General features: G+C 45.8%; 16 protein-coding genes. 2 read left to right on the plus strand and 14 right to left on the minus strand.

Annotated features, from left to right (window positions below; translation table 11 throughout):
- Window positions 1–93 precede the first annotated feature (93 nt).
- Window positions 94–927 (plus strand): ammonia-dependent NAD(+) synthetase, encoded by an 834-nt coding sequence (gene nadE, locus GY843_RS18005; protein WP_297311687.1) that lies wholly within the window; start codon window positions 94–96, stop codon window positions 925–927.
- Between the two features lie 65 nt (window positions 928–992).
- On the opposite strand, the gene thiO is transcribed toward nadE, so the two are convergent.
- From thiO to murJ, 14 genes are all read right to left on the minus strand, one after another.
- Window positions 993–2,072, minus strand: a complete 1,080-nt coding sequence (thiO, locus tag GY843_RS18010; RefSeq protein WP_297311690.1) for a glycine oxidase ThiO — start codon at window positions 2,070–2,072, stop codon at window positions 993–995.
- Between the two features lie 75 nt (window positions 2,073–2,147).
- Window positions 2,148–2,687 carry a GspH/FimT family pseudopilin gene (locus tag GY843_RS18015; protein WP_297311692.1) on the minus strand — a complete coding sequence of 180 codons (540 nt, stop codon included), beginning with the start codon at window positions 2,685–2,687 and terminating at the stop codon, window positions 2,148–2,150.
- 73 nt (window positions 2,688–2,760) lie between these two features.
- Window positions 2,761–7,482 carry a PilC/PilY family type IV pilus protein gene (locus GY843_RS18020; protein ID WP_297311694.1) on the minus strand — a complete coding sequence of 1,574 codons (4,722 nt, stop codon included), beginning with the start codon at window positions 7,480–7,482 and terminating at the stop codon, window positions 2,761–2,763.
- 385 nt (window positions 7,483–7,867) lie between these two features.
- Window positions 7,868–8,320: a type IV pilin protein gene (locus tag GY843_RS18025; RefSeq protein ID WP_297311696.1), complete on the minus strand. Its 453-nt coding sequence runs from the start codon at window positions 8,318–8,320 to the stop codon at window positions 7,868–7,870.
- Window positions 8,321–8,329: 9 nt separating this feature from the next.
- The gene (locus tag GY843_RS18030; RefSeq protein ID WP_297311697.1) at window positions 8,330–13,075 is read right to left on the minus strand and encodes a PilC/PilY family type IV pilus protein; all 4,746 of its coding nucleotides are present in this window, start codon (window positions 13,073–13,075) and stop codon (window positions 8,330–8,332) included.
- 12 nt (window positions 13,076–13,087) lie between these two features.
- Window positions 13,088–13,555, minus strand: coding sequence for a PilX N-terminal domain-containing pilus assembly protein (locus GY843_RS18035; RefSeq protein WP_297311698.1), 468 nt, complete (start codon window positions 13,553–13,555; stop codon window positions 13,088–13,090).
- A 4-nt stretch (window positions 13,556–13,559) separates the two neighbouring features.
- Entirely contained in the window at window positions 13,560–14,642 is a 1,083-nt protein-coding gene (locus tag GY843_RS18040; RefSeq protein ID WP_297311699.1) for a PilW family protein, read from the minus strand.
- An 18-nt stretch (window positions 14,643–14,660) separates the two neighbouring features.
- A complete protein-coding gene (gene pilV / locus GY843_RS18045) occupies window positions 14,661–15,212 on the minus strand; it encodes a type IV pilus modification protein PilV (protein ID WP_297311701.1) in 552 nt (183 codons plus the stop codon).
- Window positions 15,203–15,784, minus strand: coding sequence for a GspH/FimT family pseudopilin (locus GY843_RS18050; protein ID WP_297311703.1), 582 nt, complete (start codon window positions 15,782–15,784; stop codon window positions 15,203–15,205). Before GY843_RS18050 ends, pilV begins: the two co-directional genes overlap by 10 nt.
- Before the next feature lie 176 nt (window positions 15,785–15,960).
- Complete coding sequence (locus GY843_RS18055) at window positions 15,961–16,395, minus strand: peptidylprolyl isomerase (protein WP_297311704.1); 435 nt, start codon at window positions 16,393–16,395, stop codon at window positions 15,961–15,963.
- Complete coding sequence (gene lspA / locus GY843_RS18060; RefSeq protein WP_297311709.1) at window positions 16,388–16,930, minus strand: signal peptidase II; 543 nt, start codon at window positions 16,928–16,930, stop codon at window positions 16,388–16,390. The genes GY843_RS18055 and lspA overlap by 8 nt, the downstream gene beginning before the upstream one ends.
- Before the next feature lie 17 nt (window positions 16,931–16,947).
- Window positions 16,948–19,764, minus strand: coding sequence for an isoleucine--tRNA ligase (gene ileS, locus GY843_RS18065; RefSeq protein WP_297311705.1), 2,817 nt, complete (start codon window positions 19,762–19,764; stop codon window positions 16,948–16,950).
- 24 nt (window positions 19,765–19,788) lie between these two features.
- Complete coding sequence (gene ribF / locus GY843_RS18070) at window positions 19,789–20,715, minus strand: bifunctional riboflavin kinase/FAD synthetase (RefSeq protein ID WP_297311706.1); 927 nt, start codon at window positions 20,713–20,715, stop codon at window positions 19,789–19,791.
- A gap of 119 nt (window positions 20,716–20,834) precedes the next feature.
- Window positions 20,835–22,403 (minus strand): murein biosynthesis integral membrane protein MurJ, encoded by a 1,569-nt coding sequence (gene murJ / locus GY843_RS18075; protein ID WP_297311707.1) that lies wholly within the window; start codon window positions 22,401–22,403, stop codon window positions 20,835–20,837.
- Window positions 22,404–22,581: 178 nt separating this feature from the next.
- On the opposite strand from murJ, the gene rpsT reads away from it, so the two are divergent.
- Window positions 22,582–22,679 (plus strand): 30S ribosomal protein S20 (gene rpsT / locus GY843_RS18080; RefSeq protein ID WP_297311710.1); only part of this gene is annotated, 98 nt, incomplete at its 3' end.

The following is a 22,679-nucleotide window of genomic DNA, read 5'->3' on the forward strand; positions in this document are numbered from 1 at the left end:
TTTCCCCGCAACGATCTTCTTTTCCTCTTTTCAGGCTATCTATCATTTGCATACAATGGCTTTCTAAACACCAGTGCAAAGAGATTCATTACCATGCAGGCTGAAGCAATCATCAAAGAGATGCAGGTCCTACCTGAGATCAATCCAGCAGAAGAAATCGCCCGTAGGGTTCATTTCATTAAAAATAGTTTAAAACAGTCTGGCTTGAAGCATTTGGTTCTTGGTATCAGCGGTGGAGTGGACTCATCAACCTGCGGTAGGCTGGCACAACTAGCTGTCGAGGCACTCAACAGCGAAGAAGGTAGCCAGGACTATAAATTTGTTGCTGTACGCCTACCTTACGGTACACAGCAAGATGAAGAAGACGCACAGCTAGCATTAAGCTTCATCCAACCGAGCGAAAGTATCGCCATTAATGTAAAACCTGGCGTGGACGGTATCCATGCAGAAGTACTTACTGCAATGGAGAGCACTTCACTTCATGAAGCTAGCGAACACGCAATTGATTTTGCAAAAGGAAATGTAAAAGCACGGGCTCGTATGGTGGCACAATATGAAGTGGCAGGGATCGTTGGGGGGCTGGTATTAGGTACCGATCACTCAGCTGAAAACATTACCGGTTTTTACACTAAATGGGGCGACGGTTCCTGTGATCTGGCTCCACTGTTCGGCCTGAGCAAACGCCAGGTACGCCTTCTCGCAAAAACACTAGGCGCGCCATCACTTCTAGTTGAAAAAACACCAACCGCAGATTTGGAGTGCCTTACCCCCCAGAAAGCAGATGAGCATGCCCTCGGACTGACCTACGATCAAATTGATGACTTCTTAGAAGGTAAAGCGGTTAGCTCAGAGGTATCCGATCGGCTCATTGAGATCTATTTGAAAACCCAGCACAAACGAGCGCCAATCCCTACAATTTACGATTAAACGCGTTTAGCGTTTAGGGACAGATTTAAATCTGTCCCATATTACTCTTTTATCTTGCCTGAAAACTACATCTGGTAGGGTTCAGCCGGAATGATAGTCTCTCGTTCTAACAGTATATCCGCCAGCAATCGTGTAGACGCAGGGGCTAACACCAGACCATTGCGGAACTGCCCAGCATTTACATACAAATTTTCATAGCCCGTTACAGCTCCGATAAAAGGAATACCCTCGGGTGAACCTGGTCGCAGACCCGACCAGTGGTGTTCAACCTTATAGTTTTGCAAAGCAGGAATAATATCTATAGCCGTTTCATAGAGGGAGCTAGCGGCTTCTTCTGTTGTACGCTTCTCAAAGCCAATACGCTCCAGTGTGCTACCTACCAGAACCCGACCATCATTACGCGGGATGACATAACGCCCATCCTTTAGCACAACCCGGTTTACTAGACCCGGTTCTGCTTTGAATAACATCATCTGTCCATGCACAGGCTCTACCGGTAGTTCTAACCCCAACAATCCCAGAAGTTCACCACTCCAGGCACCCGCTGCAATTACCACCTGCGTGCCACAGACCTGACCTTCGGATGTATCGACTCCGATTATCTTATTCTCATCGGCAACAAATCCGGTGACATCACAATGCTCCAACAAGGTTATTCTGGGATTAATTTCCAGACTTCTACGCAAAGAGCGACCCAAGCGCGGGTTACGGATACTACAAACTTCTGGCATCCACAGCCCCTCTTCCAGGCCTTTGACTAATTCTGGTTCTTTCTCATAAAGGAAACTTGAATCTACTTTGCGTAGAGGACGGTGATATTTCTCTGCCCAAGCCAGGGCTTCCGCCTGATCCTCAACATCAACCATCAACATCCCTTTCTGACGTAGCTCAGGGTCATATCCGGTTTCTTCCAGTAGTTCCTGAGCCAGATGTACATAGCTGCTTTGCGACCAAGTCGCGAGCTGAGTTACCGGCTCTGGATAACGCCAAGGGTATAAAGGGGAGACAATACCACCACCAGCCCAGCTAGATTCCTGGGCACAAGCCTTGCGATCCACCAAAGTAATTTCAGCACCGCTCTGTGCAAGTTCACGGGCCATCATCATACCGATGACACCGCCCCCAATGATCAGAAAATCAGCCATTACAGCTCCAGACTCAAACTAGAAAATAGGAGACCTATTCTGATACTAAAACAGCAAGATCTCCAGAGCTCTAGCTCAATCTATAAACCTTACTCTGCCGATATTGGTCACTTTAAGTTGCCTGCTGTAATCACCAGAAGTAAAGGTCAACGTACCATTGGAAAAACCCTGTAATATTCCAGTACCTTTATAGGCAATAAAACTCCCTGTTGTGCAGCTTACATCCACTACAGCACTATCTAACCGGGCAACTTTTAACAACTCGTCGTTTTCAGCAGAAAAACGTTCATTCTTATCCCCATCAACAAAGATCATCACCCCTTGAGACCAATCGGATCTGCCTGACCATTTGAAAGGGATGCACTGTGAGAAGCTGTCATCAGCCGCGGCACAGATCACGACTTGCCGCTTACGTGTAATCGCCTGCTGCCGAGTATAAGACAGCAAAGTAAACAACTGCCTTGCCGCGGTATCGGCATGTCTGTCTTGCACAAGATAGGAATATGAAGGCAGCGCGATACTGATCAGAATAGAAAACAGCGCCAATGAAATAAGCAGCTCTATCAAAGAGAAGCCGCCAAGCCGCAAAGGGCCGCAATAAACGTCCTTGTCCATAAAAACCTCTTTAACATCCGTGTTGTGAGGTGAATTGAAAAAAGGCCTCAATACTGAGGCCTTAGGTTAATCTCTATTCATCTGTTTTTTCACGCCAGTAAGTTCTGTAGAGCAGCTTACCAACATCTGCTTCTTCCAGTCCCTCTGTTCCGATCCAAATACCCGGAGCTCCTGTTTCTGGATCAATAAGTTTAGGAGTTGCAGGTATCGTGCCTTGCTCTAATTGTACAATTCGATCTGTTTTATTCAAATTGCCATCACCGGTAATATCGGAGACAGGCTCAGCGGTCAAAACTTTAACCAAGTACGCCCTCGACGTACCATTTTTGGGTTCACAAGTGACTTCATCGGGAGCCTTAGGCTCATAAGTCACAAAAATAATCTGGCTATTGACGGTCAAACTTGCTGCAAGTACTTTTTCACCTGAATTCAAGAGCCGGATATACCACCCCTCAGCTGTTCTATCGCTACCATTAGATAACTTTGCGATAGCATCTTCTTTTTCAGACTCATCACCTTCAGCTATTAGATTGTATGTCGCATCATAAAGATCACTCTCAGTAAGCTTAGTGTAAGACTGAGGCGCTTCAAAAATGTGATCGAACTCTTTTATTACGTAATACCTGTCCTGAACTTCCGTATTCAGTGGGCTAGCTCTCCACCCGGACCCAATTCCGATGGCTAAAACTCGATTGGAACCACTCACATTGAGAGAAATATCAGGTGGATAATAGAAGCGCCTATTATTTACAGTGCTAGAAGAAACGGACAAATCCGCGATAACACCACCGGTTACTAAATCGGCTTTAGTTTCAGCCCCATTATTGATATCAAATCGCCAGACCTGCCCCCCCATATCACCGACATATAGTTGATCAGTTTTACCATCATTATTGATATCAATAGGATTTACATCAGAAGGAATACTGTAATTCATATCTGCCAAGGTCAAATCATGTGCATTACTGATACCTGCGGACCAGAACAGTTCTCCCGTATCAGGATCAACCATATAGATTGCTCGCCCCATAGTATCGGTACTACGAGTCGTATTGGTATCCTGACTAGGGTCATAACCTCCCGCAAACAATAAGAGTTGCAAGTTCGTTCCATCATAATTAATAGTGATCGGTTTAGGCTTAGACCAGCTATACCCCAACTCACCAAATCCGGTTGTGCCTCCAGATCCACCCCTTATTACCCATTTCAACTCGGGCTTTGACCTGTCAGTAACATCCAAGGCGTAATAATTTCTGCCTCCTCGTCGCATGCCTGCAAATAACCAAACGTAGTCATCATTCGTATCGATATAATCACTATCGTTATTGCCGTCTTCCGCAATGATAGTTAACCCGCCATCCATACCATAAGCTCGGTTAGTCGTATTCTCAGCATTGGTATAGTATCTATTTAGGTTGCCGAGCAGTTCCTTGGGAATAAAAGCGAACTGCTCTACACCTGTTTCGGTGTCAATAGCATGAATAAAGCCCTCATTTGTACCCACAAACACTGTACTATCGTAAGTCTCATCTGCTATATCGTAACTGTATGTCATGAGAATAGGGATGGAATGTAAAGGATCACCCATTGCCTTACGATTATTACCTTGATCATCTTCACCCCGAGTCCATTCAAGCAAATTTTCCCGATAAGAGTTGGTATAGGATGAAATCCCTAACATTGCTTTAGTAATATCAGAGTTATCCTCATGCACCCTATTATCATCATGGGTAAGATCATTCAGGCCTGAAGCGGGGACAGGATAAGATCCCGTGTAGGTATAAAGTGACCTTGAATCAGGATTTGGTAATTTTTCAGCCGCACCACCTAATTCCACATCACTACCATCGGTTTGATTCGACCAAAAGCTACGAGCATTGACACTGAAAAATCCACTGTCAGGATCAATCGCAGTTACATCTAAGGCATCTTTTATCGTTCCACTGGCTCCATCTAAACGGTATTTCTTCAGATTGCCGAACCACTTTTCGGTTTCCAATGGCTTAAAGAGTGAAAAATAAATATCCTCACGATGGCTCAACCGGTTGAACTGGTTGATAGTTATACCTGGTTGAGAAAAGGATGTATTGGAGGATTTGATGCTCTTAATAATGTCATCAAAAACATTGACGAGTTGAGCAGAGTTAGAAGCCTCGTAGAACCCCCCCTGCCCGGCAGTAGCTAAGCCTCTCAGCCAGTTGCTAGAGAAATTAAATCCTATGGTATAGGTCTTAACGACCTGATCGCCAGATAACCCACTTTGATCCGTACCACTCAAATATTCCAGTATCTCAGGACCACACTCCTCATCATTGTCGTCGTGGTCACAACTGGTTAACCCTGTCATATCCATCACATCATCTGCAGAATCATTATACGTAGCTGCGCCGTCGGTTAGCATGACAATGTAGTTTTTCTGACAGGTTTCAGTAATAGGGGATATATAGTTTGGTGAACCGCTAATATATTCATCAGCACAGTCTGCATCACTTAGGTCTGAAGCATTACAGCCTGACGGCCTAACGACAGTTCCCCCAGTATAGGATAATGAGTGAGACACCCTGGAGGTATGGTTTTCTGGGTTGTCATCGTCATTCCCTCGGTTCAAACCATACTTAACTGGAGCGCCTTTATAGTAACTAGCCGCCTCAAACAGCGCATCCACAATGGGAGTATTACCTGACGCGTTTAACCCATTGGTTATATCAATTAACTCCTGCCTTACAGTTTGGGTTGATATATCAAATTGGTTAGAAGACGCATTTATAACTAATTTTGGTGCGAGCGTACTACCCTCTTGAGAAGCCGCTTCAACACGACCGGAGCCTTCAATAACAAATGCCAAACTGTTGCCCTGAGTCCATCCAGAGCGACTGACAATACTCTCGATTAAAGTTGAAAGGTCTGGTGACTGATAGATCTGGCCTGTTTGATCCCAACCACTATTTATAGTCCAACTAACACTTGAACTTAATGTACTTCGGTTAGAGGGCCGATCTATCGCTGTAAATGCAGCAGCGTTGTCAGAATTTTCAATTTTGATGGTTAAGTTTGCGGGCAAACTAAGATTAGGCAAGTCAACAACCGCAAACTCGATATAAGCTGAACTGATCGTTGCATCTTGGTTCAGCCTTATATTATTAAAGCGCAAACCAACTTTCTGTGAATTGTCACTTTCATCTACGCCTAACTGTATCTCTGTATCGCTGGGATATAAGGTACTGGAGCGTTCTTCAACATCATCATTCCCATCATCCACAACCACACTTTGTTGGCCCCCGATACAGGCGGTACTAGAAACACTATTTACATCATACTCAATATCAAGAACTGCCCCTGTAGCGCTTTTATCATAAGCTTCCATTAACTTAGTTGCATCAGCACCTTCAATCAGAATGGTTAAGCTGTTGCCACCACACCAATCGGAGCGATCAGTGACCTCTTCTACTACAGAGGCCAGGTTAGGAGAGTTATAGAGTTCCCCTGCCGTCCAGGAAGATAAGATTGAAGTACCAACAGAAGCCGATGTCGTTGCTTTTCCAGATATGCTGCCATTTGATGTTGACAATGAACTGCTGTTATCGACATCTTCAGCTCTGAATGTTAAGTACCCCCCAACCGAAGAGTCCTCAGCAATAGGGAAAGAAACCGTTGCACTGGTTACTTCAGCACCTTGCGGAACCTGAACATTATTAAATCTCAAAGCTACTATGCTATTAGTTACCGGACCTTGAACTGCAGAATAATTTATCTTTAGCAGTGCTGGATCATAGCTTCCGTGATCATGAGTAGCGAATTGTCTCCATGCGTCTGAACTTCCTTGATCATTCAAGAAAATAAAAGCCATCTCATCCTGAGCGTCCCAATCATCTCTGGAAACTATTTCCGAGACTAGTGACGAAATATCAGGGGTTGACATTACTCCCCCATCATTAGGGTTTGATGAGATAGTCCAATCAACTTTTGCAGAGGTGCGGTCACGATCGGTAATATCATTATCACTACTGGAAAAACTAGCAGGGCTGTCAGAATCTTCACCATAGATGTCAACACGCGGCGTCCCACTTCTTTTCTTGGCCACCACAAAATCTATAGAAGCGCTGTTTATGGTCGCATTTTGGGGAATGTCGATATGGGTGAACCTAACACCAACAGCGGTCTTATACCTGCTGTTGTTATTGTTACCGTTTCGATACGGAATATGTAAACGATTAGAGGAAAGCTTGACTTCATCTTCTTTGTTGCCAGACCTGATCTCAAATGCATCGTCACTGTTGCTCAAAACGCTACGCTCAAAAGCCACAGGAACAGAAACGTCCTCTCCTCCCTCTGCCGCTGACATTAAGAAAAGTTCATCCCCATCAATCACTACAGTTCCGTCACTACGCTCCTCTGCATCATCAAAGGAAGAACTGATTTGAGAACGACTCGAGCCATTAATAGGATCATAACCGGTTAAATTTTCATCAACATTAGTGACAGGGTACAGAATAGGTCCGCCGGGAACATGAAAACGCATTAGGCCAACGTTAACGTCTTGAACACTAGATAGAATTGTTCGCAACGCCGTTTTCATCTCATCTATACGAATAGGCCCGTCATCGGTACTCCATCTCGTACCCGAAGTATCCCAAGACATGGATCCCGAGGTATCTAAGACAAATAGGATATTTGGCCTAACCGTCACACTTGTAGTTCCCCCGAAGAAAATCTCGGTGTCATCGGCCCAAACTGGAGAGGTCGAATAAATGGCCAGGAGAAAACCATAAACAACCGACTTGATAGACTTTCGCATTGAGATTATTCCTTAATCCACTTCCATTGCGGTGGGTACTTCTATGAAGAAAGCAATACCACAATTCCATACCTATTCTGACAGGCTCCAAACAAAACCCTGACCTTAGGTATGACGTTATTAATTGAGATGAACTAAGGAGTACCAACTAGAACTAAGAAGCAAATGCATCGAAGCAGTTTGCTACTTAAAAATTACGGCATACTTTGCTGTGGGGAAAGCCGATTCCTTTTGGCACTGAAAAAGTCCATTTCAGAGGGTGTATTAGCTATAGGTTATTAGTTTTTTATCATTATTACCACTATCCAATCTTCTACTCGTTCAAGTCTGACATGAAACGAGTTAAAGGCTCAATGCAATGAGCAAAGAGCCTTTTTGTACAAATCTAGTCTTCCCAATTATTTTCTCCTGCATCGGTGGCATCACCATCGTCATTTTTGTCCCAACGTTTGATACCTGTTGAGAGGATTTCCATTAACCCATCACCATTTTGAGTGCCAATTGGGTCAGCTCTGAGGATGTAGCTTCGCGTTGCCGAAGACTCAATGGTCAGATTATAGAACGCAGTCCCTCCATCAACTGGAGCTTGTGAAGGGAATAATGTTGCGGCGGGAGGCCCTGAATTTGCACCACCGCTAGCAGCCCCGGTGTAAACCATATTTTCTACTTTAAAGCGCTCCATTGCGTTGGCAAAGCTCAGCAATGCTTGCTGAGCATCAACCCGGCGAGAATCAGTAATATACTGCTGGTAGCTGGGGTACGCTACCGCAGAAATGAGTCCCACAATCAATACAGCGATCATGAGTTCGAGCAACGAAAAACCTTTTTGTTTTTTCACAATAAATCCCTATTCCTCATTTTCTCGCCAATAGGTTTTATAGAGTTGTTTGCCGGTATCGACTTCATCCAGTATTTCTGGACCAATCAGAACCACTGGAGCACCTGTTTCTGGGTCAATAATCTTAGGTGATGCTGGAATAGCCCCTTGATCCAAGGCTATAGCCCGATCACTCTTATCAAGATCACCATCATTATCCCCATCAATTTGTGGGGTAGCCAAAAGAATATCGACATAATATGCTCGAGCAGTACCCTGTACCGCCTGACAGCTCACTTCATCAGGTGGTTCAGGTTCATAAGTGGTGAAAACGATTTTGCCAGCGATAGTTAAGCTCTTAGCCAACACTTTCTCACCTGGATTGGTTAAACGAATATACCAACCCTCATGAGTACGGCTTGCTCCACTGGTAAGACCCAGCTCAGCTTCTTCTTGCTCTTCCTCTGTACCTTCATGAATCAGGTTATTCGTGGCGTCATACAAATTACTTTCTGAAAGTTCAGTATAACTTGATGGTGGGCCGTAGATACCGGAAAACTGTTTGATCAAGTAAAAGCGGTCCTCTACCACTTCATCTAGAGGATGCGCACGCCACCCTGAACCAATACCAATAGTGAGGATCTCAGTATTGCCATCTACAACCAATGCTAGGTCAGGAGCATGATAGAAACGTCGATTGTTTGCAGTACTTCCTGAAGTAGACAGGTCAGCAATAACAGCACCATTGACCAATGCAGACAAATCATCTGTACCATTGTTGATGTCAAAACGCCAAACCTGGCCTCCCATATCTCCAACATAGAACTGGTCGGCATTACCATCACGATTCATATCAAGGACAGTAATATCCGACGGAACGCTGTAGTCCATATCAGCAAGGGTCAGGTCATAAGTATCATCACTACCCGCAGACCAGAACAACTCCCCTGTATCTGCATCCACCATGTAGATAGCACGCCCCATAACATCGGCACCACGAGTTGTTCTGCTATCTTGGCTAGGGTCATAGCCCCCACCAAACAATAGTAAGGTTTTAGTAGTGCCATCAAAGTTCACTGAAATTTCAGTAGGTTTTGACCATGTGTAACCCAGCTCAGTGAAGCCTGTCGTTCCTCCTGATCCACCTTTGATTACCCACTTAAGCTCAGGGTTGCTACGATCTGAAACATCCAGTGAATAATAATTTCGTCCTCCTCGTCTCATACCTGCATACAACCAGACATAATCGTAGGTATCTAGGAAATCATCATCACCGTTATCATCATGAGCGATTACAGAAAGTCCGCCATCCATACCGTAGGGTCTATCAGTTCCCGTTTCAGCGTTTACATAAAACTCATTTAAGTTTGATAACAGCTCTTGGGGAACGAAGGAAAATACCTCTGATCCATCATCGGCATCAATCGCATGGATATAACCTTCATTTGTACCGACAAAGACGGTGCTGTCATACGTCTCTTCTTCTGGGTCAGTATCGTAGGTAACAATGATAGGAATGGAATGTAGCGGGTCTCCCATTTCCTGACGATTATTACGGTTTGAGTCCTCGCCTCTTGCCCAACGAATCAGATCTCTGCGATATGTGTTAGATTCGGATTCGATACCTAACATCGCCTTGGTTACATAATCGTTAAGCTCATTTAGGCTGTTGTTAGAATGACTTAATACATTCAACCCCCCACTATTTAGTGGAGACGGATATGCACCGGTGTAGGTGAAGAGGTTACGAGTTGAGGGGGTAGGTGCATTCTCAGCTGCTCCGCCACTCTCTACCTCTATGCCGTCTGGTTCATCTGACCAGAAGCTTTGCGTATCAGCCTGGAAGAAACCCGTTTCGCTGGATACAGCAGGGTCACCATTGAGGTCTACAATCGCCTTAGTTGCGCCGTCCAAGCGATACTTCTTAAGGTTCCCATACCACTTATCATACTCTTGTGGCTTGAATAGTGAGAAGTAGATATCTTCCCGGTGACTCAAACGGTTAAAGTTATTCACCGTAAAACCAGGTTGTGTAAAGGTCGTGTTGGCAGCTTTTATTGCTTTAATGATCTGGTCAAATGCTTCAGTAAGATCCGCTGCATTATCTACTTCGTAGTAGGTACCATCCCCCTCGGTTGCTATTCCCTGTAACCAAGAGTCATTGATATCAAAGCCAATTGTGTGGGTTTTAACTTTCTGCGTTCCGGTTAAGCCACTCTGGTCATAATTGGCCATGAAGTTTGCTAATTCATGACCGCACTCTTCATCATTATCAATATTTTCACAGGAATATGATTCTTCATCCCCTAACTCATCCACACTCTTGAGATGAGTTTCTATCATCGATTCTATTTTAGTGATCGATTCATTCTCATTGGCATAACCATCAGTAAGCAAGACAATATAACTTTTCTGGCAAGCTTCGGTTATTGGCGAGGTGTAAGTAGGGGTTGATGATGAATCATCTATATATTCGTCTGCACATGCTGACGCACTCAGATCAGCATCTGTACAGCTAGCGTCACGAACAACCGTGCCCCCAACATAAGAGTCAGGATGGGAAACCCTTGTATAACGGTTTGAAGGGTTTGAATAGCTATAACCCCTTGTTTTACCGTAATCTACATCTAAGCCTTTATAGTACAGCGCTCCTTCATAATAAGTGTCGACCACTGGAGTATTACCTGAGGGGCTCAGCTCTTCAATTTCCGCTAGTAGTTCATCCCTTACTGTGGTAGAAGCAATATCAAACTGGTCTTGAGACGCTTTGATAACCAATTTTGGAGCAATATTACTGCCATCATACGATGACCCCTCCACTTGCCCTGAGCCTGTAATAATAACCGCCACACTATTGCCAGCGTCCCAGCCAGAAAGGCCAACTACACTCTCCAGTAGGTCAGAAATATCTGGTGATCGATACACTGTGCCAGAGGTAGTCCAACCACTACTGATTGACCAACTTACAGAACCCGACACTGTACTACGTGTACTTGGGCGAGTGCTATATGTATAGGCGGGTGCATCGTTGCTACTCTGCAGTTCAATTGTCAGGGAAGCAGGTAAAGAAACATCATTGTCAGCTACTGAGAATTCCAGATAGGCTTCCTGAATTTCCGCATTTCCGATCAAAGGCACATCATTAAAGCGCAGGCCGGTATAATCATTACCGCCCAACTGTAGTTGGGTACCATCATAGTCAACACTTGTTCCATTCTGCTCGACATCATCATCACTATCTGTAACGAGCACCTCGGCTTCATGCATAAAACACGAACTGTCCGAAACAGAGCCGGTGTCATATGCGATATCAAGTACGGGGGCAGTAGCACTGCTGTCATCATGAGAGCGAATAAGCTTCTCTGCAGTTACTCCCGATACGAAGACCGTTATACTGCTTCCGCCACACCAACCAGACCGATCTGTAACCTCTTCGATCACCTCAGACAGATCTGGAGAGGTATAAGAATCCCCCTCAGTCCATGCGGGTAGCGAGTCAGTGGCAACAGCAGTAGTCTGCGTGCGTACACTTAAACTACTATCCGTATCAGTAAACGCTTCACTATCATCAGCAGCCTCAGCACGGAAAAGCCAGTCACCACCTGCATCAGAATCTGCGGCCGCTGTTACTGACACTGTTGCTGATGTGATATCAGCACCTTGTGGCACCCAAACATTATTGAAACGTAACGCAACCAATGCATTAGTTGCCCCGGCCTGGGTTGAACCATAGGTGATATTCAGAACTGGGGCATCATCATTACTACCGTCATAGGAATACACTTGACGGTAGTTACTGCTGTTACCGCTCTGCCTTTCAAATAGGAATACCATCGGATTACCGGAAACCCAGCCACTTTGCGATGTGATTTCTGAAACAATTGCAGAAAGGTCGGTATCGGGAGGTGTATCAGCTGCAGTATATGGCGCTGTTAGAATTGAGCCGGCACCCGGGTTATAACTAGAGGGGATATTCCAGTCTACCTTAGCGGTAGTTTTCGTACGATTAGATAGGTTGTAGTAATAATTACTAAAAGCTGAAGCATTAGTAGATTTCTGGCCATAAATATCGATCTGAGGTGAACCTGAGCGTTGGTTATTGACTGTAAAATCAATAGTCGCACTGGTTATGTCTGCATCTTTAGGCACATCCACACTACTGAAACGTACGCCAGCAGTATGGTAGTAACCTGAACGATAGTTTAGCCAAATGGATGATCGGGTATTTCTAACAAAACCGTTATAGGAGTTACTACTGATCTCGTAGGCATCATTTGAACCGGCTGTGACAGTAGCTTGAACTGTATTTGATACAGCAAAGCCTTCACTTTCCATCATAATAAGGCTGTCACTGTTTAAGACTACTGTCCCGTCGCTTCTCTCCTCAGCGTCATCGTCATCACTGGAAATAGTCGACTGACTGGTACCAGTCATTGCTTCAAAAGTAGAGACTTCTTCATCAATATACTTGACCGGATACAGAATAGGGCCACCTGGTATAGAAAAACGCATCAAGCCAACATTCACATCCTGTACCGTACTCAGAATGGTGGTCATGGAACTTTGCAGGGAGTCCATTTTGTCAGGTCCACTGTAGACGCCACTTGGCCTGTCATCCATAGACCCGGAGGTATCCAGTACAAATAGAATATTTGGGCGAACAATGAGATTGGCCGTACCTGCAAAATAGATCTCGGTATCATCTGCCCAGACAGGGCTCATTGTGTACCAGGTCAACAGCACACCGTAAACTAAGGATTTCAGCGAAAAGTTCATGGAAATCACCTTTTAACCGTCTGTAAATATAATGCGGTACAAGCCCTGGATAAGCTCTGTTCGTGCTTCATCATCCGCATCATCGTAAGTCGAGTTATCATCGACATAACCCCGCGCTTCTACTTCAAACTTCAAAGTCTTTGCTTCGCCTAGGGAGTAGCCTAAAGGAATACCTTCACCCATATATCGCGAAAATGCTTCGCCATTTAAACGCGGTGTTGTGTTGTCAATTGTCTGTACACTGGATAACCCTGTTGAGGCATCCCGTGCATCATAAATTAGATCCGTGTTAGTCAGCATAAAGTCCACCCCACTCTCTGCTGCCTGAAATGTCTGGTTCTGACTCTGGCTATTAAAGGCCATCTGAGTCTCAGAACCTGAAGTGGATACCATCGCAGTTACAACAAGGCTTACCACTAATAACGAGAGTAGCGAAGCAACTAAAACAATACCTTTTTGACTATTACGAGAACGATTCACTAGATTACCTCGCTCTATTTCTCATAACAAAACTAGTCGAAAAAACTCTACGTAGCCTTCTGTCATTAGCATATGTAGGAGCCGTTCCTCCTGCGGGAACGACCGTCGTGCTTAGCATCTGATAGGTATTGGCATCATCTTGTTGTAATACCCTTTCATTTGAGGCTACCAAGACAGAAACTCGCAGACGATCAACTTCGCTGAGATCCAAATTCGCATCCGTGATCGGAACATAGCGGATATTATCCGTACTTAGTTTTTGACCATAATCAACAACTATCCGTTCAACCCCTTCCAGTATTTCCTGCTCAACACCTGTTAATAAGTTCATTTGATACAAGCCGAATACGTCATCATCTGTAGAGTTATTTCTACCTGTATCTTTAACGTAATAAGCGACCGCATCAAACGACATAACCTCTGCTGGTGCTCTATTTTCATCCAGATCACCCGCATCGTAGAGGGCTGAAGGTAATGCTGAATTTTCACCACCTGTCGTGGTTAACGTTATATTTGTTCCTGCTGCCGTTTCGACCGTAAACATATCAGCAGCCTCACAATTAGTAATAATCATTACATCACCTGCGCCAACCCCTGTAGGTGATTCAGTCAGAGGAACTGTTGCAGTAGATCCACTGGTTGTTGCTGCACCTGATAATGCAAAGGACTGTGCAGACGCGTGTTGAACATAGATAACATCCGATAACACCTGCATTTCATCCAAGTCCAAGTCATCATCATCAAGCTCCGCTGGCGCTGTACCATCAATACTGTTATCCGCAGCTATGCGGAATGCCTGAAGCTCAGTTGTATCCAAATTAGTTGTCAGATCATCAGCATCATCTGATAAAATCGTGACATCAATTGCTTCGTTATCAATACAGCCCTGATAACCAACCAATCGAAGATCTCTGACCATAAAATCAATAGCAAAGCGTCCTGTTTCCTGAACTCTAGCTAATCCATTACCGAGATTGTTACTTCGATTCGTGCCAACAAATACCTGAAAAATGCCCAACATGATGAACATGCTAATTGTAAGTGCCACCATGATCTCAACGAGTGATACACCCGCTTGTTTAGACAATAAATTCTTCATCAGTAATTAAAAAATCATAAATTCAATTTGTAGTTGTGCGGTCCCCTCACCACGGTTTGCTCCCCCCGTAAGGTCCCAGTCCAACTCCTGCCATGCAACAGTAACCGTCACTGCATTACCGTTAACCACAACACTTCCAACAGCATCTGGCAATAGTGCTTGATAGGTCCCCCCATCACTGCCCTGCCCTGCAACATCTACAAAGTTTTCAGCCCATTCACGTAGATCCTGAGCAGCCAACTCTGCTTCTGTACAGCCCCCAGACGTGGAAATGCAGTTAGGGGCATCAGGTATATCCCCAGAAACGGAAGTAATAATGCTGTAGTTATCATCATCTTCCAGGGCGTAATCAGAGTTACCTCTTATACGATCAGCTATATCATATGCCAGCAAGTTTGCCTGACTGCGAAAATACGCACTCTGGTTTTCACTAAGCCCTGTCATCGAGTACAACGCTATCGCCAGCATCACGAAAGATACAATGATCAGAGAAACCAGCACTTCTATTAAGCTAACGCCTTTTTGCTGGCTCTTAACTGAATAATTCTTTATGGGCATGTCACATCATTCCCGGCATGATCATTAACAACACCATCATTATCTTCATCAACTGCCAGACGGGTAAAACCCGACAAATAAACCACAACTCCACGCGCATCTAGAGTATTGTTGTCTGCAGGACACAATATCGCTGTTCCTGCTGTGGCCGCAGCTCCCTGAAGCTCTCCTCTGGAATTAAACTGAATCACTCCTGTTGCTAAGTTAATGCCTGTCAGGCGCAGAGTATTTCCACCCTGTTGAGCATCAGCAACCTTCAGCAACTGATCATCACCATCAATTGTTCGATCTGCATCGCGATCTACAAACACAAGCCAGCCATTAGACCAAGACGCTGTTCCGGAACAGGTAGCCGAGTCCTCAGAGCCACAGACAGTGACTGTGTCCTGTGCTTTTACAGCTTCTGAACGAGCATACGACAGCAGCCCCTGCGCTGCGTTAACAGAACCCGATATCCGGGAATCAACTATAAATACTTGATAACTTGGGCCAGCCAGGGATACTAAAATTGAGATCAACGCTATAACTACTAACAGCTCGATCAATGTGAAGCCTTTTTCCCTTACAGACATTACCTACTTCCAGTAAATAAATTCTTCTCTTATTACTAAGATTAGTCGTTTAAGGGAACATACGCCATAGATAGATTGGGGGTCTAAGTGAAGAGTAGCTTAAAATTCCCAAAACACAAAAAACCCGAATAAAAAATATTCGGGTTTGTCTGACGATGAACGGTTACGTGCTCTGATTAAGCATCGGCGACTTTGAGGATTTCTACTTCAAAATCGATCTTTTTCCCTGCCAAAGGATGATTAAAGTCCACCGACACCATTTTATCGTCAAACTCTGCAATCACTCCCGGCAGTTCACCATTACCCGGATCAGAGAAAGAGATAACCAAGCCTTGTTCCAGCTCCATCCCATCAAACTGACTACGTGGCACATTCTGGATATTGCTTGGGTTTGGCATGCCAAAACCATTTTCTGGCAGGATGCTTAGAGTCTGTTTCATTCCCTCTTCAAGACCAAAAAGCGCTTTCTCAAAGCCTTCCAGCAGATTGCCGTCACCTACCGTGAATGTTGCTGGCTCTGCTTCAAAGTTAGAATCGATAATCTGCCCATCTTCCAACTTGATAGCAAAGTGCAAAGTAACGGTTTTACCCGGACCAATCAGCTTACTCATTTTCAGTCTCTTCTTTCTTGTTACGTTTAGCTTCCAGGAACAGCATATCCACAATCAGCAGAATCGCTCCTAATGTGATTGCAGTATCGGCCAGATTGAAAGCTGGAAAGTAATAGTTGTCATAATGCAACGAGATAAAATCGATCACATAGCCCTGAACCACACGATCATAAAGGTTGCCGACGGCCCCACCCAGAATCATGGAAAGGCCAAGACCTAACCACCAGTATCGGCGCTGAGTTTTCTGCAGCCATAGCACCAGCATAATGCTTACAACAACCGCTATCGCAGTAAAGAACCAACGCTGCCAACCACCTGCTTCAGACAAGAAGCTAAATGCCGCACCTTTGTTAAACAACAAGGTCAGGTCAAATACCGGCAATACCGGATTTGGATCGGCATACTGTAGATAAGTGATTGCCAGATGTTTAGTAAACAGATCTGCAGCGACCACAATAACAGCCAACCAAAGCCAGATAAGGCAGTTTTTCTCTGCCTTTACCTCATGCTTTAGCGATTCAACATCCTGTGCCATAGCCGGTGTCGTATCCATTATGCAAAGCTACGGCTTTCGCCTTCACCTTTAACGTTTTCTACACAGCGGCCGCATAGCTCTGGATCATCCGAATCCTGACCAACATCTTCTCGGAAATGCCAGCAACGCGGACATTTGTGAGCTGCACTTTTCTCGACTTTAACCTGCAAACCATCAAGCTCTGTAGCTTCTGCTCCTTCTGCATCAGAAAGAGGAGCAACAGCAGCCTTTGAGGTAATCAGAACGAAGCGCAGCTCATCACCTAGCTTAGACAGCAGGTTCAACATCGCATCGTCACAGAAAAGAGTAACTTCCGCTTCCAGGCTACCGCCTACGTTACCGGCATTACGCTGCTCTTCCAGCTGTTTGTTTACAGCAGTTTTCACCGCCATAACCTGTTCCCAGTACGCTGAATCCAGCTCACTGTTTTCCGGCAGCTTAGTTAAGCCTTCATACCAAGTATCCAGATGAACAGATACGGAACGCTCGCCCGCCAGTGTTTTCCAGATCTCGTCAGCTGTGAAACTACAGATTGGTGCAATCCAACGAACCAGAGCTTCTACGATATGGTACAGAGCTGTCTGCGCAGAACGACGCGCATGGGAATCTGTTGCCGCTGTGTACTGACGATCCTTGATGATATCCAGGTAGAAGCCACCCATATCCTGAGAACAGAAGTGGGATACTTTCTGGAATACCTGCAGGAACTCGTACTGGTTGTAGTGGCCCACCAACTCATCTTGCAGACGAGCAGCACGGTCTACGGCCCACGCATCCAGCGCAACCATATCTTCTGGCTTAACCATATGCTGAGCTGGATCGAAGCCGCTCAGGTTTGCCAGGAAGAAACGCGCTGTATTACGGATACGACGATAAGCATCAGCCGCACGTTTCAGGATATCGTCAGAACAGGTCATCTCACCGCTGTAATCGGTAGACGCAACCCACAGACGCAGAATATCTGCACCGTATTTATTCATCACTTCCTGCGGCGCAACTACGTTACCCACAGACTTAGACATCTTGCGGCCCTGACCATCCACGGTGAAGCCGTGTGTCAGTACCTGCTTGTAAGGCGCACAGCCTTTGATTGCGATACCTGTTTTCAGGGAAGACTGGAACCAACCACGATGCTGGTCAGAACCTTCCAGATACATATCTGCCGGAAATTCCAGATTATCGCGCTGATCAATTACAGAGTAGTGAGTCACACCGGAATCAAACCAAACGTCCAGGGTATCGGTCACTTTCTCATACTGGTCCGCTTCAGCACCCAACAATTCGCTAGCATCCAGATCAAACCAAGCATCCATACCTACTTTTTCAACTTCCAGAGCGACCTTCTCGATCAGCTCAGGTGTATTCGGGTGTAGCTGCTGAGTTTCTTTATGGATAAACAGGGCAATCGGCACACCCCAGGTACGCTGACGGGAAACACACCAGTCAGGACTCTGTTCAACCATCGCTTCGATACGGTTCTGGCCCCAACCTGGGAACCATTCCACACCTTTGATCGCTTCCAGAGCATCTTTTTTCAGGCCTTTCTCTTCCATGCTAACAAACCACTGAGGAGTAGCACGGTAGATCAACGGGGTTTTTGTACGCCAGCAGTGCGGGTAGCTGTGCTGGAATTTATGCTCCAGTACCAGCTTGTTGTTTTCACCCAGAAGAGCAACAACTTTGTCATCTACTTTATAAACGTGTTCACCAGCAAACACACCCGCACCTTCGCCTAGCACACCAGAAGCATTAACCAGGTTCATTGTGCCGATACCGTATTTACGACCTACTTCAAAGTCTTCCACGCCGTGATCCGGCGCTGTATGTACCGCACCAGTACCTGCGTCTAGCGTAACGTGATCGCCCAGAATCACTGGTACAGTTCGCTCGTAGAACGGATGTTGCAGCTCAAAGCTTTCTAGTGCCTGCCCCTGGCAACGACCAACGATGCTGTACTCTTCCACACCGTAGCGTTTCATCGCATCTTCAACCAGACCTTCAGCCAGCAGGATACGCTCAGCACCCAGGCCGAGATCCAGCTGCACCAGCACGTAATCCAGATCGCCACCCAGAGACACCGCCTGGTTAGATGGCAAAGTCCATGGTGTTGTTGTCCAGATAATTACCGAAGCTTCACCTTCGCCGCTGACACCTTCGAATTTAGACAGGAAACCTTCCTGATCTACCGGTGTAAAACGCAAATCAATCGCAGTAGACGTTTTATCCTGATACTCAACTTCCGCTTCAGCCAGTGCAGAACCACCTACCACACTCCAGTAAACCGGCTTAAAGCCTTTCACCAAATGGCCGTTTTCAGCGATTTTACCCAGCGCACGGATGATGTTCGCTTCGGTATCGAAGTTCATGGTCAGATATGGGTTATCCCAATCACCGAACACACCCAGACGGATAAAGTCTTTCTTCTGACCTTCAACCTGACGCTTAGCGTAATCACGGCACTTCTGGCGGAACTCTTTGTGAGAAAGCTTAACGCCTGCCTTGCCGTGTTTAGTCTCAACCTTGTGCTCAATTGGCAGACCATGACAGTCCCAACCCGGCACGTAGGGTGCATCAAAACCACTCATGGTTTTGGACTTGATAATAATATCTTTCAGAATCTTATTAACCGAGTGACCAATGTGAATATCACCATTGGCATATGGAGGGCCATCGTGCAGCGTAAACTTATTACGGCCAGCACTCACTTCACGAATTTTCTGGTACAGATCCATTTTCTGCCAATCTTTCAGCATCTGAGGCTCACGTTGAGCCAGATTGCCTCGCATTGGGAATGCTGTTTCCGGAAGGTTCAGTGTTGCTTTGTAATCGGTCATGGTTTTTAAATTCCGAATTAACGACTAACTGCGGGAAAAGAAATCCCGCACTTCTTCAATATCTGCAAAAATCTGTTGTTTAAGCATCTCTATACCGTCGAATTTTTTCTCTTCACGGATAAACTGCTTAAATTCGACAGCTAGTAACTGCCCATAAATATCTTTATCAAAATCAAACAGGTGCACTTCCAGCACCGGCTGCTGGCCACAAACAGTCGGACGAACCCCAACATTGCAAACGCCTTGACCAGTAAAGCCATTACCTTGCACCTCCACCGCATACACCCCTTTCAAAGGGCACGGGAAACGATGCATGCGGACGTTGGCTGTTGGCACACCCAACTGCCGACCTAATTTCTGGCCATGCATAACCCGTCCAGTGACGGTATAAGGCCGACCGAGTAGGCGCGCAGCTTCAGTAAAATCATTGGTTTCCAGCACAGTTCGAACACGAGTACTACTCACCCGCTCTTCTGCACTAAGAAATGTCTCTGTATTCACTACAGAAAAGCCATGTTTCTCACCCGCTTTACACAACATGGCATAGTCACCAGAGCGATCACAGCCAAAACGGAAGTCATCACCTACCACAAAGTGCTTAACGGCCAACCCTCGTAACAAGAGTTCTTCCACAAAGGCCTCTGCGGTCATGGAGCGCAAACGCTCATTGAACGTCAGACACAGCAAACGGTCCATGCCTTCGCGTTCCAGCAGACGAAACTTCTCACTAAAACGAGTCAGTCGCGGTGGCGCATTATCTCCGCCAAAAAACTCCCGAGGCTGCGGTTCAAAAGTGATAGCAACTGCAGGCAAATTCAACGCCTCAGCTTTTTCCTTAACCTGCGACAGCACCTTGCGGTGACCTAAATGAACACCATCAAAGTTACCGATAGTTGCTACACAACCACGGTGTTTTTCACGCAAGTTATGTAAACCGCGAATCAGTTCCATCAGGTTTTATGGCCATCACAAAAAATAAACGCGGCATTATAGCTCAGATACTACTCAACGAGTACTGTCTAATGCCCGAATTAAAGAAGAAAACGGTGACTTAAAAAAGAGAGGCTCTTTTACGACCTATGCCTCAAATGACGGGGCCTTAAACCAAGTACTAGTAAGACAACCACATAAACACTCACACCCAGTAGAACCAACACTCCCATATTGGTAATACGTTGCCAGATATCCATGACCAACCACTGTTCAGAAGGCACTGCAACCCAGATTACTGCAGCAGCCATAGCCATATTCGCAGCCAGCATTCGGAACAATTGCTTGCCCCAACCACTACTCCAGGTAAACACACCCGACTGAATCAAGCCGTAGAGCAAAAAGCCCGCATTCATAAATGCAGACATCGCTGTTGCTGCAGCCAATCCAACATGGGCAAACGGGCCAATTAGAATCAAGTTAAACACCATATTGGCGGCGGCAGCCTGAATCCCGATTTTCACTGGTGTTTTAGTATCCTGCCTGGAGAAATAACCTGTCGCCAGCACTTTGATCAACATAAACGCCAACAAACCACAGGAATAAGCGCGCAGACTCATCGCAGCCATCTCCACATCACGATCCGTTAAAGCACCGTAATGGAATAATGTAATCAACATTGGTTCGGCCAGAATAAATAATGCTACAGCAGCAGGTATACCTATTAGCATCACCATCTGCATCGCCCAGTTCAACGTTGATGAGAAATGCTCACTTGATTGTTCTGCGTGTTTACGCGAGAGACTTGGCAAAATAACCGTGGCGATAGCAATCCCAAACACACCCAGCGGCAACTCAGCGAGTCGGTCAGAGTAGTAAAGCCAGGAAACACTACCAGTCTGCAGGAATGAAGCCAGCACAGTATCCAGCAACAGATTGATCTGCGTAACCGAAACCCCAAACAGAGCCGGGATCATCAGCTTCATAATACGCTGCACCCCCTCATCACGCCAACCCCAGACCGGCTTCGGTAAAAGATGAATGCGCGCCATAAACGGCAGCTGAAATACTAACTGAAGCACACCCGCAATCATCACCCCCCAGGCCAGCGCCAGAATAGGTGGATCAAATAACGGACTTAAGAATATCGCCGACCCAATTAGAGAGATATTCAATAACACCGGTGTAAACGCGGGTACCGCAAAGCGCTCGTAACTGTTCAGCACAGCCCCCGCAAAGGCAGTTAAGGAGATCAGCAGTAGATAAGGGAAAGTAATACGCAGCATCTGAGCGGCTAGCTCAAATTTACCCTCATCCCCCATATAAAAACCCGGAGCAAACAGGGCTGTCAGCATCGGCGCACCGATAACTGCCAGAACCGTAACCGCAATTAGAATGCTACCTAGAGTACCGGCAACATAATTCACCAGTTGCTTAACGGCCTCCAGATCGCGCTGCGTTCTGTATTCAGATAAAACCGGCACAAATGCCTGAGAGAAAGCCCCTTCTGCAAACAGGCGGCGCAAGAAATTGGGGATCTTAAAAGCAACAAAAAAGGCATCAGCACTGCCACTGGCACCAAAATAACTGGCCACCACCACATCACGCGCCAGACCCAGCACACGGGAAAGCATGGTCATTACACCGACAACCGCACTGGAACGCAGTAATCCTGCCCTTTTCTTACTCTGTGCTTGTTCGCCAGACACCGATTAAATCCAATAATTTATGAATAGAACTCATTAGAGAGCGAATATTACCGTCTCAACAAGAAAATTTCTGCTGTTTTATTGACAGCGAGGACACAAATATGAATAATCTCGCCTCTGATTTTTTCGGTGGCTACACCGACTATTTTACTATCAACTAATTTTAAGGAGCCGGACTGTGGCAAATTCCGCAGGATCTCGTAAACGCGCTCGCCAGGCAGAGAAACGTCGCCAGCATAACGCTAGCCTGCGTTCCATGGTACGCACTTACATCAA

The sequence above is a fragment of the Neptuniibacter sp. genome (genome assembly GCF_024231755.1).
GTDB lineage: Bacteria > Pseudomonadota > Gammaproteobacteria > Pseudomonadales > Balneatricaceae > Neptuniibacter.

Excerpts from the sequence above, each read along its gene's own strand:
- nadE (WP_297311687.1), top strand. The coding sequence starts at position 94 with ATGCAGGCTGAAGCAATCATCAAAGAGATGCAGGTCCTACCTGAGATC.
- thiO (WP_297311690.1), bottom strand. The coding sequence starts at position 2,072 with ATGGCTGATTTTCTGATCATTGGGGGCGGTGTCATCGGTATGATGATG.
- GY843_RS18015 (WP_297311692.1), bottom strand. The coding sequence starts at position 2,687 with ATGGACAAGGACGTTTATTGCGGCCCTTTGCGGCTTGGCGGCTTCTCT.
- GY843_RS18020 (WP_297311694.1), bottom strand. The coding sequence starts at position 7,482 with ATGCGAAAGTCTATCAAGTCGGTTGTTTATGGTTTTCTCCTGGCCATT.
- GY843_RS18030 (WP_297311697.1), bottom strand. The coding sequence starts at position 13,075 with ATGAACTTTTCGCTGAAATCCTTAGTTTACGGTGTGCTGTTGACCTGG.
- pilV (WP_297311701.1), bottom strand. The coding sequence starts at position 15,212 with ATGCCCATAAAGAATTATTCAGTTAAGAGCCAGCAAAAAGGCGTTAGC.
- GY843_RS18050 (WP_297311703.1), bottom strand. The coding sequence starts at position 15,784 with ATGTCTGTAAGGGAAAAAGGCTTCACATTGATCGAGCTGTTAGTAGTT.
- GY843_RS18055 (WP_297311704.1), bottom strand. The coding sequence starts at position 16,395 with ATGAGTAAGCTGATTGGTCCGGGTAAAACCGTTACTTTGCACTTTGCT.
- lspA (WP_297311709.1), bottom strand. The coding sequence starts at position 16,930 with ATGGCACAGGATGTTGAATCGCTAAAGCATGAGGTAAAGGCAGAGAAA.
- ileS (WP_297311705.1), bottom strand. The coding sequence starts at position 19,764 with ATGACCGATTACAAAGCAACACTGAACCTTCCGGAAACAGCATTCCCA.
- ribF (WP_297311706.1), bottom strand. The coding sequence starts at position 20,715 with ATGGAACTGATTCGCGGTTTACATAACTTGCGTGAAAAACACCGTGGT.